Raw genomic sequence first — 14903 nt, forward strand, 5'->3', positions numbered from 1 at the left:
TTGCCGTTGCTTGGGTTATGATCAGCCGGATGCTTCCCTCTGGAAAATGGCGGTGAAGGCATGTTGCGAAGGAGCTTTTCCAGCTATTTGAGGCAAGGCCTCCTGCTCGCGTTCCTGGCGGCGTTCAGCGCACTTTGGCTCGCCCAGGCCCACGCCGAGCGGCGCGCTGCCATTGTCGTCGGCAACAGCGAATATCCGTTTGCCCCGCTGACCAATCCCCGCAACGACGCCAAGCTCATCGCCAATACCTTGACCGAGCTCAAATTCGACGTCCTGCTCTTTTACGATGTCAAGAAATCGGCGGAGAAAGACCTGAACGACGCGATACGCGCGCATCTCATAGGCGCCGACATGGCGGTCTTCTATTACGCCGGCCATGCCCTGCAGTATAACGGCCAGAACCTGCTGCTCCCCGTGGATACGCGGATCTCGTCGGCCAAGGAGGTCGCGGCCGACGCCATGAGGCTCAACGACCTGATCGATATCGTGAAGAACGATCCGGTCGGCGTGAAAGTCTTCATCCTCGATGCCTGCCGCAACAATCCGGTGGCCAAGGAGAAGGGGTTGCAGCAAGGCCTCGCCTACACAGAGGCCGGCAGCGGCCAGGTGCTGGTCGCCTTTGCCACCAGCGCCGGTGAGGTCGCCTATGACGGGACGGGCATCAACAGCCCCTATTCGTCGGCGCTCGCCAACGCCCTGCTCATGCCGAATCTCGATGTGTACGACACGTTCCGCACGGTGCGGGGCGACGTTCGCCAGGCGACAGGCGGCTCCCAAATTCCCTGGATCACCGGCTCGATCGAAACGAAATTCGTCTTCCGGCAGGGTGACGCCGGCAAGCAGGTTGCGCAAGCCGAGCACGCCGCCGAGGCGGACGGCGGCCTGACCATCGATGAGGTGTTATGGTCCTTCATCAGCGACAGCCAGAATCCGGAGGACTTCGAGCGCTTCGTGAAGGTCTTTCCGAACAGCCGCTACGCGGCCGAGGCGACGGAGAAGAGCCGCTTCAAGGTGGCTGCGTTGACCAAGCGCGGACTCTATGTCAACGGCAATTTGGTCTCCAGCTCGATCGCGGCCACGGCGCCGATCGGGGCGAGTGACAAGGCGTTGAGCGAGGAGTTCGTGTTCCAGCAGGCCGGCGAGCGCGCCGTCAGCGAGACCTTTCGTATTTGGCCGAGCAACTTGCCCGACACACAGCGCGGCATGCGGACGATGGTCACGGATTGCGATCTCTACGCCGCCGATCCCAACGATCCACAGCGCGCGGTGCCTGGTGTCACCAACGGGCTCGTCAACGTTCGGGACGCGTTGCGCGCTTGCGCTTTTGCACTGGCGGCCGACATCAACAACCCGCGCCTGCAGTTCCAGTTCGGCCGTGTTCTGGAAATTGCCAGGCGCTATAGCTGGGCCGAGCATTTCTACGAATTGGCCGGCAATCAGCAATACAGCGCCGCGCTCATCAACATGGGCTACATGGCGCGCGTCGGCATGGGGCGCGAGATCGACTACGGCCGCGCGTTCGACCCTTACGTTCGGGCCGCCGCGCTTGGCAATCTCAGAGCCAGGACCGACATCGGCTCCGCCTATATTGCTGGCCAAGGCGTACCAAAGCTGCCGGAGGAAGGCGTTCTTTGGTATCGCCTGGCCGCATCAAGCGGCTGGGCGAATGCGATCACCGCCCTCGGCGACGCGTACCGCCTCGGCACTGGCGTCAAGCAAGACTACGTCCAGGCAGCCTCCTTGTATTCAGCAGCAGCCGATACCGGCCAGATCGATGCGATGGCAAATCTGGGACAGGCTTACCTCGCGGGCGAAGGCGTGAAAAAGGACGTACCCCGAGGACTCGAACTGCTGCAGCGCGCAAACGACATGGGCAACAGGTATGCACCCTATTTTATGGCACAGCTATATCTGAAAGGCGACCGCAAGCTGCCTGCCGATCCTCGCCGCGCCCTGGCCCTCCTTGAGCTTTCCGCGAACCGGGGAAATGAGTACGCCTACGTCCGTCTCGCCTGGGGGCATCGCGACGGTGTATTCACCGGCGGCAAGCCTGACCTGCGACGAGCTTACTTCGACGCCTCGCTCGCCGCGAGGCTTCGGGCCGATCAGGGAGAACAGGCGAAGGCAGAGATAGCCAAGAAAATAGACCCCGCAACCCGAAAAGAAATAGACGGAGAAGTTGAACTATACATCAAACAAAATGGTCCGTAACGCGTGATAGGCGTTGCGCGATATTCGAAACGATTACCGCTCCGCTAATTGGTGCCGAACAGGGCGATGGATCAATAGTGAGAATCGCCGTGCTTCGGGCTCGATTTGTCGCGTCGAGGCGTGCTTACCTTGGTGACATTGGTGACCTTGGTTACCTTGGCGCATCGTCCATCCTTCAGCGAAAAGCCGAAATCGCAGATGATGGGCCGTCCTGCAATCGTCCAGCATCCGCTCAGCATGACTGACGTCGAAACCAAGGCGGCGGCCGAAGCCATCTTTGCCAGCAGCAATCTTGCCATTTGCGTCGCTCCAGCCTTGGCCGAAAAACGGCCGCGGCATCGCACCAGGACTTTCAACGTCACGCAGTAATAAGAAAATACGCCTACTGCCCCGCAGTCAAGGGGAATGCGAGCGAGTGTACCAGCCTTGCTCACTGACGGACTGCCAACCGAGTTTGACGAAGGCATGTAACCGGAGTGTGCCGCCGTTGCGGAGCTTTCTCGCCACAGTTGCGTAGGCTGCAGCTCGACGACAAATGTGCCGACATCACACGGCGCGCGGCGCATCGACCTGAACGTTTGACACCTACAAATCGCCGTTGGTAGATTCCTGCATCCCTCATGTGAGCGCCATCCAGATGAGAAAGCTCAAGGAGCTCTTCCTTCGAAAGGATAAGCAGGATCCAGGAGATGAAGATCCAGGAAATATTTATGTATACAAATCAGAAGAAGAAATTTCGACAATTATTGTTACAACCTTGGGTGTAAATCATGATTTCCTCGAAGAAATCATCGTTACGACCAAGCGCAAGCTTCCAGGAAAGAGCGACCGGCTCATCTATCTGACCGACAATTCGGACTTCACGATATTCCGCCGTTACCGTGTGATTTTCGAGTATCTGCCTCCATTGGTTGAGCAGCGGCTGCACGCAGCCGACATGCCCTGGCAGGCTTATTTGCGGGAGCGCTGGGGGCTCCTTCTTGCAAAATGGCGCCCTCGCCGTGTCCTGGCTTACGGCACGACTATCGACAGTTTCCTGGCGGCGGCACCCACGGCATCCCGTCCGCAAGGCACCGGACATGCCCAAATCATGAGGCTGGACATCCTGTTTGTCGCTGATGTCCGCTTCGAAGGCGGCACCTCCACGGCGCTGGCCGTGGAAATCCGAGCTGCCGCCCGCACGGGTGTCAAGACCGGCTTGCTGGCCGTGAAGGGACCTTTGCTGCGTCACCCCTACCCGATGCATCCGGACTTGCGGGCACTGCTTGATGGCGGCGCGACAGAACGGATCGACCCGGACACGAAGGTCGATGCCGACCTCGTCCTGGTGCACCATCCGGCGATAATGTCCAACCGCTTCACCAGGCGGACCGGCATCCGGACCGAACGTCTGGTCATGGTTCTCCATCATCCCATGGTCGACCGGCGGGGCAAGCTGCAGTACGACCTCGCGCGCATCGTTAGCAATTGCCATTGGGCGTTTGGCGTCAAGGTTTGGCTCGCCCCCGTCAGCGCCGTCGTTCGCGATGCCTTGCCCCGTCATTTGCCTGCGGGCGCGGAACTCCTGCCTGAAAACTGGACCAATCTGATCGATCTCGACGACTGGCCTCGCAGGCCGGACGGCCCGCCGCACAATCCGGCCGTCATCGGCCGCCATGCCCGCCCGGATAAATTGAAATGGCCGAGCAGGGCCGCCGACGCGCTGCGTATCTATCCTGCCGACGCAGCCCGCTACAGCATCAGGATCCTGGGCGGCGGTCCCTTCCTTAGCGAACTCTATGGTCCGCTGCCGGCCAACTGGGAAATACTGCCCTTTGCATGGGCAGGTATTCCCGGGTTTCTCCAAGGGCTCGATTTCTACGTCTACTACCATAACGATTCCTGGTCGGAGGCTTTTGGCCGCACGATCCTCGAAGCGCTCGCAGTAGGTCTCGTCACGATTCTCCCCGCGCACTTCCAGCCATTGTTCGGTGACGCAGCGGTCTATGCGGCGCCGAGAGATGTTGAGCGCGTCATCGGCAAGTTCATCGCCGACGCAGAGGCCTACGCGCGGCAATCGGCCTTGGCCAGGGAGTTCGTTGCCCGGCACCATTCTGCCGAGCTCTTCCCGCAACGCCTTGAGAGGCTGTTCAACATTTCCAAACCACGGGATGCGGGGGCCGTGCGGGCGTCGATGATCCAGCCTTTGCCGATACGTCAGGTGCTGTTTGCATCGTCCAACGGCATCGGAATGGGGCATCTCGCGCAGCAGATGGCAGTGGCCCAGCGACTGCCGCGAGGGCTGAAGCCCGTTTTTGCGACAATGTCCTACGCCATGAAAATTGCAACCGACGAGGGGTATCACGCTCACTTCCTGACCCACCACCGCGGCATCGATGCCGCGCCTGAGGATTGGAACGACGTGCTTGCCGAAGAACTGTTCGACCTGATCAGTCATCTGCGTCCCGCGGTATTTGCCTATGACGCCACAGCTGTCTTCGACGGTGTCGTCGCAGCCCTGGCAATGGACCCCAACCTGTTCTCGATCTGGGTACGGCGACCGATGTGGCGGGAATCGCACCGCCTGTTCCTCGAGATGGCGGACGCTTTCGACGCTGTAATAGAGCCTGGCGAACTGGCCGGCGAATTCGATCACGGCCCGACGTCGGAAGTACGCGATAAGGCTCTGCTGGTTCCGCCGGTGTTGTTGCTGGAGCCAAGTCAGCGCCTGGACAGAGCCGCCGCGCGCAACTTCCTCGAAATACCCGATGGCATGACCGTCGTCGCCCTGCAACTCGGCTCCGGCAGCAATTTCGACATGCGCGGCGTCCGCAACGGCGTTCTCAAGGCCCTCCTTGACCGTCCCGATACGCTGGTGCTGGACATCCGCTCGCCGATCCGCGCCGATTTCGAGTCAGACGAGCCGGTCGGTCGGAGGCATCGGATCGTCGAGCTGTTCCCGAGTTTCCGCTACAGCCGGGCATTCGACGCCGCGGTCGTCGCGCCTGGCTACAATACGTTTCATGAGAACATCCTTGGCGCGGTGCCGACCTTGTTCGTGCCCAACGAGAGCGACGAGATGGACCTGCAGCTCAACCGCGCCCGCTGGGCAGAGCTTGGCGGTCTTGGCCTACTGATGCGGCGCGACCATGACCTTCCCCATGTTGACCGCTTCATCGAACAGCTGCTCGACCCCTCCGAGCGCGAAGGAATGGCGGCGCGCTGCGACGCGATCCCCTGGACCAACGGCGCCGATGTCATCGCGAACTATATCGAAGACCATGCCAGGATTGTCCGAACTGACTGGGACATCACCAAAGATAGCTGATGTATAGCGGCCAGAGCGGCCAGCAAAAAGCTCGAACGTCGCAAAAATCCTTTGCGACAGGGGGATTGCATCTATCTTCTACGCACGCCGTCCAACGGGGTTGGTGCGACGGTAATGCCAGACAAGACCCATGGCCTGCTGGAATGCCCAGGCAGCACCGCGCTATAAGAGGTTCTCGACCTGAAGGCCGCGCCAAAAGATCGCCCATGGAGATTTAGCCATCAGGACGTCAAATCTGGATTTCAGCGCCTGCCTGTTCATCGAACAAGACTGAGCAGCCTCGTGCAAGCGCCACCGTGGAAAGGGCGTTCGCCACCACATCGTCCGGCGACACGAAATCGCCGGTCAGCACCCGCAACTCTTCCACGCCTTCAGCCATCGAGACAAAATTTCCGACCACTCGATCGTGCCTGCAGGCCTCGACCACGCAGAGCAGATCGATCAGTTCGAAGCTGCGCATGTTCAGCCTCCAATAAAAATGTCCCTTGCCGGATCGTGAAACGCATTGGCGGAGCGTAATGTTCCGACAGACCCCGAGTTACCCCCAACCAGGGTTCAGATGTCAGGATCGGCGAGAATGCGAGACAGCGTGCTGCGCCCCAGCGCACTCATGGCGCGGTTGGTGCGACGGTAATACCAGACCAGCCCCATGGCCTGCTGGAATGCCCAGGCAGCACCGCGCTTCCATAAGAGATCCTCGACTTGAAGGCCGCTCCGAAAGGCCGCCCTTCGCTCGCGGTCGAGAAGATGCCACCCCACCACCAGATCCAGCGACGGATCGGCTGGCCCGAAACTGCCGCCATCGAGCACGCCGACGAGACGCTCGCCCTGCACGAGAAGGTTTGCTGGGATAAGGTCCTTGTGGCTCATCACGACGGACCCGGCGCAGGGCAACTCCCGCAACCGGGCCCACAGATCGCGCAGCCGAGCCACATCAAGAAGGCCCTCGCTGTTTTCAAGGCAGACAGCCATCCAATCGTCATGATCGGGGAGATGTCCGCCACGTCCTTGCCCGTCGAAGCGCCGGCCCCGCGTGTCCGCCTGGCGCAACGATGCCACGAGGCGTGCAAGGTCAAGTGCGAACATCGTCGATCCACTTAGCCCGTGCGGCGTGGCGACCTCGCCTTCGATCCATGTCTGCAATGCCCATGGCATTGGATATCGAGGACCGGGCTCGCCGATCCCAATCGGTTGCGGCGTCGGAAACAGGCAATGCTTTCCGATCTCGACCATCGCAGCGGCCTCCGACCGAAGCATATCGGCGCATTCGGTCGGATTCATCGCCCGCAACGGGAACCGCGCAGCGCTCTTTGAGCCAATGCGGAAGATGGCGTTGACGGTTCCCGACGATCCAACCGAGGTGATGTCCTCATGGCGATACTGGGGAAACTGATCGCGGATCATCTTGCGGGCGATATCGATGTCGATGTTCACCTGATCGTCATGCATCATGAGTTCTCGTCCTGCCGGGCATGATCCGCTGGCGCCGACAACCGGGATACGGTGCAAAGCCGTTATAAGCGCCTTTACCGGCAGGTCGAACCAGCGCTCGCAATGATCGGCATCCGCTCCTATCCCGCCGCCGCGGCCGGCACCTTCCTTGGCGCAGCGCGCGGCCGGCGCATGCGCCGTTTGGCGACGAGCTTCAGCGCCACCGGCGGCTCGTGCGACAGCGCGTCTGTCACGGCGTCGACCATGCCGTGGGCGACGAAATCCGCGTTGATGTCCTGGGCGAGCTTGGCCGCCGCTTCCTTGTCCCCGTTGCCGGTTTCCGACCAGAACACGATGCCCACCCGCAATGCCGCCTTCGCCCGCTTCAGCCGCCGAACCAGGAAGCGGGCGTGCTTGACGGAATCGCGGTTCAGGAAGCCGACCACCACGGTGTCGATGGTCTCGAGCTCGAGGCGGCGGATGCTCGCCGGTTCCATCTCGGCAAAACCCGCCTTCGACGCGGTCGCCCCCTGGACCTCCAGCACCTGTGCCAGCATCGCCGCGGCGGCATCGTCGAGGTCGCCGCGCCCGCCGGCGCACAGCACCGACAGGCCGGTGCCGTCGGGCAGTTCGGTCGCCTCCTCTTCAACGGCGTCGCCGGGTTCGCCCTCCGCCTCGGCGACATGCGGCGCATCGTCCCCGTCCGCCTCCTCCTTCGCGTCGTCTTCGAGATTGGCCACCAGCGCAAGCGCACTGGCCGCCACTTGCCGTCTCTGCTGGTCGCCCATGACGCCGCGCGCACGGTCGCGCTCGCCCAGCAAAAGGGCCGGGATGGCCACCTTGTCGTAGAATTCGACCAGATATTTCTCCTCGAGCATTTCCTCGGCATGGTCGGTGGCTTCGTCCGGATCGCCGGCCAGGAGCCGCTGGTAGAGCCGCGCATGCGGTTCGAGCACCGGCTCGTTGCCGAACAGCACGTCGAGGAATTCAAACTGCGGCACGTGCCTGCCAAGCACCACCAGGCAGACAGTGAGCGGCGTCGACAGGACGAGCCCGAGCGGCCCCCACAGCCACGTCCAGAAGATCGCCGCGACGATGATCGCCAGCGGCGACAGTCCGGTTCGCGAGCCGTACAGCCAGGGCTCCACGACGTTGCCGGTGACCAGTTCCATCACCACGAACAGGGCCGCCGTCCACAGCACGAGCGACCAGCCGGGCGCCACGGCCAGCGCCAGGAACAGCGGCAAAAGCATGCCGATGGCCGGACCGATATAGGGAACGAAACGCAGCGCCAGCGCCAGCAGCCCCCACAGCAGCGCATTGGGAATGCCGAGGATCCACAGCCCGATCGCAATCGGTATGGCGTAGACGATGTTGACCACCAATTGCATGAGCAGGTAGCGGCCCACGCGCTTGGCTGCATCTTGAAGCGCCTCGGTGGTGCGATGAAGGTCGCCATAGCCGACAAGCCGGATGAAGCGGTCGCGCAAATCCTCCCGCTCGAGCAGCATGAAGATGACGACGACGATGATCAGTCCGGCCGATCCCAGCGGGCTGATCAGCGGACCGACGATGTTCTGCAGGACTTCGAGCGGCCTTTCGCGCGCCACGATCTCGACCGGCACCGGCTCGCGCGGCTGCTTGTCGGGCGTGGCGGCCGGCAGCGTGGCGTCCTGCCGGTCGATCTCCTGGCCGACACGCTCGACCACGTTGCTCAATTTGGCGATGATCCCGCCCCCGACGCCGGTTTCCTTGAGCGACCGGATCTTGGCCAGGATGTTGGTCTGATAGACCGGAATGTTCTGCGCCAGTTCGCTGACCTGCGTGGCGACGACGAAGCTGAACAGGGCAAGGGCCGCGAATGCGCTCAGCACACTGACGATGACGGCGGCGATGCGGGGAATGCCGACCCGTTTGAGCGCCGAAACCAAAGGCGCCAGCGCGAAGGTCAAAAGCAGCGCGATCGCGATCGGCAGGAACACCTCGCGGCCGAAATACAGCGCAGCCACCGTCGTCACGGTGGTCGCCACATTGGGCAATGCGGTTCGCGGACGGGGCGCGGCGGCGGAAAGAATATCGTCCAACCCATGCGCCTCGGACGCCGTCTCGTTTCGACGATTGGCCGCCACTTGCTGTCTCTCCCCCTGCCAGCGGCCATGGTCCGATATATTGAGCCGGCGTGCAACATTTGCCGGCAGACCGCTGGTTACCCTTCAATTCCGGGAGGGTCAGTATGTTCCCTGCGGCCGGAGGCAATGGAGAGAAGTGATGTTGTCCGCCCGTCGGGGTTCACGTTCCAGGGCGGGCGGCAAGCTTGGCGTGACGCTGCACAGGTCGGATCAGCGCGCCCGGTGCCTTGCCAGCGCGTGCTCGATCAGCACGTCGATCACCTTGCTATAGCCGATGCCGGCCGCCGCCAGCGCCTTGGCGTACATCGAGATGTCGGTGAAGCCGGGCAGCGTGTTGACTTCGTTGACCAGCAGCGAACCGTCGGCGCGCAGGAAGAAGTCGACGCGCGCCATGGCCTCGCAGCCGAGCGCCCGGAAAGCCCGCGCGGCCATCTCGCTCGTCCTGGCAACAACATCCGCCGGGACATCGGCGGGCACCTTCACCACCGCGCCTTCGGCGTCGAAATACTTCGCTTCGTAGGTGTAGAACCCATGCTTGTCGGCCGGAATGATCTCGCCTGGCGGCGAAACCGTCAGCGAACCGTCGGCCCGCTCCAGCACCGAGCACTCGATCTCGCGGCCGTCGACGAACTCCTCGATCAGCGCCTTGCTGTCATAGCGCAAAGCCGTTTCGACGGCCTGCTCGAAACCATCCCTGTCATGCACCTTGCTCACCCCGAAGGACGAGCCCTGGCGCGCCGGCTTGGCGAAGAAGGGCAGCCCGAGCGCCCCGGCAATTTCCTGGAACGAACCGACGTCGCCTTTCAGCACGGTGACCGAGCGGGCCACGGCAAGCCCCGCCTCGCGCAGCAGCCGCTTGGCCACATCCTTGTCCATGGCAGCCGCCGAAGCCAGGATGCCGCAGCCGACATAGGCGACGTCGGCAACCTCGGCATAGCCTTGCACCGAACCGTCCTCGCCGAACGGCCCATGCAGCACGGGAAAGACGACATCGACAGGGTCGGGCTGCTCGCCATTCTTGGTGAGAGCCACCAGCCGGCCCTTGCCGCCGGGCAGCAGCGCGACCTCCACGCCATCCTCCGGCACCTGAGCCCCTGCCCCGTCGGCGCCAGCCTCGGACGAAGGCTGCAGCCGCCATCTGCCGTCCCTGGAAATGGCGATCGGCACCACCTCGTAGCGCGTCCGGTCGATCGCCTTCAGCACATTGGCGGCCGACAGCCGCGACACGTCATGCTCGGCCGAACGCCCGCCATAGAGGATGGCGACCCTTGTTTTTTCCTTCATTGAAATCCCCAAAAAAATCAAATGGTGATGGCAATGCCGCGATTGGCAAAGAAACGATCGAAATCAGCTGGCGCCAACACTGCGTTTGCCTGTGTGACGCTGGTATGGCCGGATGGGTTGTGAAAGCGAAAACCGTCATCCGACGCCGCGGTGACCAGCACCAGATGGCCGCCCTTCGACGGCGGCTCGCCCTCGGGCCAGCGGATCGAACTGCTGACGGAGGCGATGAAGAAACGTGACTGCCTGAGGATCGCCGGAATGTCGGATGTCGCGACATTGGTCATCACTTGCGCCTCGAGGCTGAATTCCGCCTGCACGAAGCTGACGAAGGGCGCGTAGATCAGGCCCTTGATCGAGCCTTCGTTGACGACATAGCCGCCATATCGGGTGCAGCGTCTGGCCAGTTCGATCGTCGGCACGATCTCGCCGCGCGTCGCCAGGATCATTTTCAGGCACGCCATGCCGCAGATGTTGGCGGCCCAGACCGCATATTCGTCGAGGCTTTCCGCGCCCGATCCCTGCCACAGCAGATCGCGCCTGAGCGCCACTTCCGCGCCATCGGCGAGCACGGCCAGCGTCATGTCTGGCGTTTCCCATTGGCTGAAAAACGGCACGGCTTCAGGCAATGGGCTCATACGGGTTCTCGGGCGGTTGGCACCATCTCGTATACGAGGATACGAGATGGTTGGAAAGCCGCTTCCTTGCCTGGACCGTGATTCCCGCCGCCTTTGCCCGGTTAGCATTGGGGCCAGCGACCTGGCAACGACAGGAACGCAGTCGATCCCCGTTGGGTCAGGAAGCGCGCAAAATGCCGCCGGACGGCGGTCGCAGACTGAATTCCTTGAAAGTCCCTAGAAGGTGATCTTCACCGAAGCGACGCTGCGCGTGTGCGCACCGTGATGGACGGCCTCGATGTTGTTGCCGTCGGGGTCGAGCAGGAAGGCGGCGTAATAGCCGGGATGATAGGGCCGCTCGCCCGGCGCGCCATTGTCCGTGCCGCCGGCCGCCAGCCCGGCCTCGTAGAAGGCATCGACCATCGCGTGGTCCCTGGCCTGGAAGGCCAGATGGTGACGCCCGGTGAGTTTTCCCAGCGCTGCCCGGCTGTCGGCGCTGGAGATGAACAGCTCATCGGACCAGAAATAATCCTCGCCGGTCCCGCCGATCGGCACGCCGAGCACCTGGAAGACCGCCTCGTAGAAACGCCGGCTGGCGGCGAGATCCCTTACCACCAGTTGGATGTGGTCGATGAGCCGGCCGCGATGCAGTTCCTGGGTTTCCACGAAAATTCCTCCTCGCAATGTTCCGACTTTAAATTCGCTTCGGGCGTCGTCAATGCGGGCGGGCGCAGGCTACTGACAGGCGCTGCCTTCCGGCGTCGTCGCCGAAAATCCCGTCCGTCGGTCCTTTGCAAATGAAAAGCCCGCCGGAGAGGGGGAAACCGGCGGGCTTTGGAAAGCCTCGTTGAAAAGGCCTTCAGACGTCTGCGGGGGGTCAGACACCTAGGAACACCTGTCAGCTGAAGAAGTTCCACGCCGATCTCTTTTCAGGAGAAAATTCTCCTGACGGGAACTTTCCGATCAAACCGGAGTTTCGTGGCGCGGCGGGAGGAACATCGATTGGATTGTTTTCAGAGACTGGAAGCGCTTATCGACAGCGCCGGGGCCGGCGACGTCGAGGAGGCAAACGCCTTGCTGCGACGCTTCAAGGGCAAGTCGCAAGCGGTCGACACGGCAATGGACGAGTTCATGCTCGACTTCATGACATTGGTCTTCGTCGTCGAGACCGGCGAGGAAGGCTTTGAAAAACCGCTCCGCAGACTGGCGCGCACCAGGCTTGCGATACTCAAGCATCTGGTCACCGTGACGGCATAGAAATGCCGCCCTGCATGACCGGCCTACCCTTTCAGCAGCGCCGCCAGCCGTGGAATGCCCTCGGTCACCGCGCGGCGGTCGGCCAGCGTGAAGGACAGCCGCAGCGTGTTGCGCCCGGTGCCGTCGGCGTAAAAAGCGTTGCCGGGCACGAAGGCGACGCGCGCCTCCTTCACCGACCGCGCCAAAAGCTCGGTGGCGTCGGACCCTTCCGGCAGCGTCGCCCAGACGAACATGCCACCTTCCGGGCGGCTCCAGGTCACGCCCTCCGGCATGTGGGCTTCCAGTGCGCCCAGCAGGCCGTCGCGGCGCTCGCGATAGGCGCCGATCAGTTTGTCGACCTGGCCGTCGAACACGGATTCGGCGACGCGGTGCATGACCAACTGGTTGATCGACGGGCTGTGCAGGTCGGACGCCTGCTTCATCAGCACCAGTTTTTCCACCACATGGCGCGGCGCGCACACCCAGCCGACGCGCATGCCCGGCGACAGGATTTTCGAGAACGAGCCGCAATAGAGCGTGCGCGCCTTGTCGATACCGCCCGACCTCGCGCAATCGAGCGCCAGGATCGGCGGCACGCCCTCGCCGTCATAGCGCAGCGCGCGATAGGCGGCGTCCTCGATGACGGCGATGTCGAGTTCGCCGGCAAGATCGAGCACCGCTTCGCGCTGCTTCCGGTCCAGCGTGTTGCCGGTCGGGTTGGCGAAGTCGGGCACCAGATAGGCGAACTTGACCTTGCCGCCCCCCCTTGAAGAACTGGTGGGGGCGGCCGCCGCCGCGCGATAGGCGTCCGGCGTCATGTTGCCGCCTTCCGGCCGCAGCCGGTCATAGCGCGGCTCATAGGCGTTGAACGCCTGCAGCGCGCCGAGATAGGTCGGCCATGTCACCAGCGCGGTGTCGCCCGGCGACAGGAACAGTTTGCCGAGATAATCCAGCGCCTGCTGCGAGCCGGAGGTGATGAAGATGTTGGCCTCGTCGCAGGCGACACCGAGCTTGCCCATCTGCCCGGCGATCCAGCGCCTCAACGGCAGATAACCTTCCGACACCTGGTACTGCAGTGCCGCACCGGCCTCCGCACCGCCCAGCACCTCGGCATAGGCATCGCGGATGGCGTCGGCCGGAAACAGCGCCGGATCGGGAATGCCGCCGGCGAAGGAGATGATGTCGGGCTGGTCGAGCAGCTTCAACAGTTCGCGGATTTCGGAGGCCTTCATGCGCGACGAGCGCGAAGCCAGCAGGTTCAAAAGGGTCAAGTCACGCCTCCCCAGACGATTTTCATATAGGTCAATGTAGCTGACCTATATCCGCTTTGTCAGGCAATTTGAATAGTGCCTGAAAGCCTTCCGCTATACGCCAGTCGTCGCCGGGGCGGAACGGCGTTGCATCTAAAGGCTCTTCTTGAAGCCAATATGGCTGCCGGTGAAGCCAAGGTTTTCATAGAAGCGGTGCGCATCCGCCCGCCCCTTGTCGGTGGTCAGCTGCACAAGACTGCAGCCGCGCGCCCGGCATTGCTCGATCGCCCATTCGAACATCAGCCGGCCGATGCCGCCCGAGCGCCGATGGCCGGCGACCCGTACCGCCTCGATCTGCCCGCGCCAGGCGCCCTTGCGCGACAGCCCGGCCAGGAAAGTGATCTGCAACGTGCCGATCACCTCGCCGCCATCCACCGCCACCGCCAGCAACTGGTTGGGATCGGCATCGATGGCATTGAAGGCATCGAGATAGCCCCGTGCCAGTGGCAAGGATGTATCCTCACGGGCGGCGCCCAGCGGATCGTCGGCGAGCATGGCGACGATTGCCGGCAGGTCGGAAGCTTGCGCCTTGCGGAAGGTGATCATGGTGCCGGGATAGCGCGGGGCCGCGGTGCAAGCAACGGTGCGCCTTCCTTCCCCCCTTGTGGGGGAAGGAAGAGGTGCTAACTAATCTCGCCCTCATACGCCGCCTGCGCCTCCATCAACGCCGCGTCCAGCCTTTCGCCCTCGGCATAACCAGCCAGATTCCCCGGCCGCTCGATACCGGGCATCTGCCTCGGGCATGGCTCGGCCGCTCCGATCACCATGCGCACCGGGATGACGCCGGCCCACACCGGATGGCCATAGTCCTCCTCGTCGTCGGCGACGCCCTTGGCGCGCACCTTGGCTGATGCTTCTTCGATGCGCATGCCGATCACCATGGTCGCCTTGGCTTCCTGGGCCGAGATCGGCCGCAAGGTTTCTGATCGGCCGGGATAGAAGCGGTCGACGACGCCGGCCAGCGCCTTCATCTTCTCCTCCGGTCCATCAACGATCCGCGCGGTGCCAAAGCACATCGCCGAGCGGTAGTTGGCCGAATGGTTGAAGCCGGTGCGCGCCAGCACCAGCCCGTCGAGATGCGACACGGTGAGACAGGCCGGCGTGCCGCCGCGCAATTGGCGCAGCATGCGACTGGCCGACGAGCCGTGCCAGTACAGCATGTCGCCCTCGCGCCAGTGGATGGTCGGCGTGCAATAGGGCTGGCCTTCGAACGTGTAGGCGACGTGGCACAGCAGCCCGGCATCCAGCACCGCGAAGACGGCCGCATGGTCGTAGCTGCCGCGCTCATGCAGGCGCTTGACCCGGTTGCGGCTGGTGGTCGGAAAGCTGGCGGAAACGTCGTTCACGGCTTGCGTCCTCGGCTGTTGTCTGCCAACCATGC

General features: G+C 63.0%; 13 protein-coding genes. 3 read left to right on the forward strand and 10 right to left on the reverse strand.

What is annotated here, in order from left to right:
- The first annotated feature begins 60 nt into the window (after positions 1 to 60).
- Complete coding sequence (locus MAFF_RS08300; protein WP_010910440.1) at positions 61 to 2211, forward strand: caspase family protein; 2151 nt, start codon at positions 61 to 63, stop codon at positions 2209 to 2211.
- A gap of 71 nt (positions 2212 to 2282) precedes the next feature.
- Here the strand turns inward: MAFF_RS08300 and MAFF_RS39025 are convergent, their stop codons facing one another.
- The gene (locus MAFF_RS39025; protein WP_157865937.1) at positions 2283 to 2645 is read right to left on the reverse strand and encodes a hypothetical protein; all 363 of its coding nucleotides are present in this window, start codon (positions 2643 to 2645) and stop codon (positions 2283 to 2285) included.
- A 203-nt stretch (positions 2646 to 2848) separates the two neighbouring features.
- On the opposite strand from MAFF_RS39025, the gene MAFF_RS08310 reads away from it, so the two are divergent.
- Positions 2849 to 5518 (forward strand): glycosyltransferase, encoded by a 2670-nt coding sequence (locus MAFF_RS08310; protein WP_244420739.1) that lies wholly within the window; start codon positions 2849 to 2851, stop codon positions 5516 to 5518.
- A gap of 229 nt (positions 5519 to 5747) precedes the next feature.
- Here the strand turns inward: MAFF_RS08310 and MAFF_RS08315 are convergent, their stop codons facing one another.
- From MAFF_RS08315 to MAFF_RS08340, 6 genes are all read right to left on the reverse strand, one after another.
- Positions 5748 to 5978, reverse strand: coding sequence for a hypothetical protein (locus MAFF_RS08315; protein ID WP_010910444.1), 231 nt, complete (start codon positions 5976 to 5978; stop codon positions 5748 to 5750).
- A gap of 95 nt (positions 5979 to 6073) precedes the next feature.
- On the reverse strand, positions 6074 to 6970 hold the full coding sequence (locus MAFF_RS08320) for an aminoglycoside phosphotransferase family protein (RefSeq protein ID WP_010910445.1): 897 nt from the start codon (positions 6968 to 6970) through the stop codon (positions 6074 to 6076).
- A gap of 119 nt (positions 6971 to 7089) precedes the next feature.
- Positions 7090 to 9078: an AI-2E family transporter gene (locus MAFF_RS08325; RefSeq protein WP_010910446.1), complete on the reverse strand. Its 1989-nt coding sequence runs from the start codon at positions 9076 to 9078 to the stop codon at positions 7090 to 7092.
- Positions 9079 to 9288: 210 nt separating this feature from the next.
- Positions 9289 to 10362: a D-alanine--D-alanine ligase family protein gene (locus MAFF_RS08330; RefSeq protein WP_010910447.1), complete on the reverse strand. Its 1074-nt coding sequence runs from the start codon at positions 10360 to 10362 to the stop codon at positions 9289 to 9291.
- A 17-nt stretch (positions 10363 to 10379) separates the two neighbouring features.
- Positions 10380 to 10997: a C39 family peptidase gene (locus MAFF_RS08335; protein ID WP_080511814.1), complete on the reverse strand. Its 618-nt coding sequence runs from the start codon at positions 10995 to 10997 to the stop codon at positions 10380 to 10382.
- 216 nt (positions 10998 to 11213) lie between these two features.
- Positions 11214 to 11642: a VOC family protein gene (locus MAFF_RS08340; protein WP_010910449.1), complete on the reverse strand. Its 429-nt coding sequence runs from the start codon at positions 11640 to 11642 to the stop codon at positions 11214 to 11216.
- A 336-nt stretch (positions 11643 to 11978) separates the two neighbouring features.
- On the opposite strand from MAFF_RS08340, the gene MAFF_RS08345 reads away from it, so the two are divergent.
- Positions 11979 to 12233, forward strand: a complete 255-nt coding sequence (locus MAFF_RS08345; protein ID WP_244420740.1) for a hypothetical protein — start codon at positions 11979 to 11981, stop codon at positions 12231 to 12233.
- A 23-nt stretch (positions 12234 to 12256) separates the two neighbouring features.
- On the opposite strand, the gene MAFF_RS08350 is transcribed toward MAFF_RS08345, so the two are convergent.
- The 3 genes from MAFF_RS08350 to MAFF_RS08360 form a co-directional block, all read right to left on the reverse strand.
- Positions 12257 to 13444 carry a PLP-dependent aminotransferase family protein gene (locus tag MAFF_RS08350; protein ID WP_048894830.1) on the reverse strand — a complete coding sequence of 396 codons (1188 nt, stop codon included), beginning with the start codon at positions 13442 to 13444 and terminating at the stop codon, positions 12257 to 12259.
- 171 nt (positions 13445 to 13615) lie between these two features.
- Positions 13616 to 14068: a GNAT family N-acetyltransferase gene (locus MAFF_RS08355; RefSeq protein WP_010910453.1), complete on the reverse strand. Its 453-nt coding sequence runs from the start codon at positions 14066 to 14068 to the stop codon at positions 13616 to 13618.
- Between the two features lie 77 nt (positions 14069 to 14145).
- Positions 14146 to 14901 (reverse strand): pyridoxamine 5'-phosphate oxidase family protein, encoded by a 756-nt coding sequence (locus MAFF_RS08360; RefSeq protein WP_010910454.1) that lies wholly within the window; start codon positions 14899 to 14901, stop codon positions 14146 to 14148.
- Positions 14902 to 14903: the final 2 nt, after the last annotated feature.

It is taken from the genome of Mesorhizobium japonicum MAFF 303099, from assembly GCF_000009625.1.
Taxonomy (GTDB): domain Bacteria; phylum Pseudomonadota; class Alphaproteobacteria; order Rhizobiales; family Rhizobiaceae; genus Mesorhizobium; species Mesorhizobium japonicum.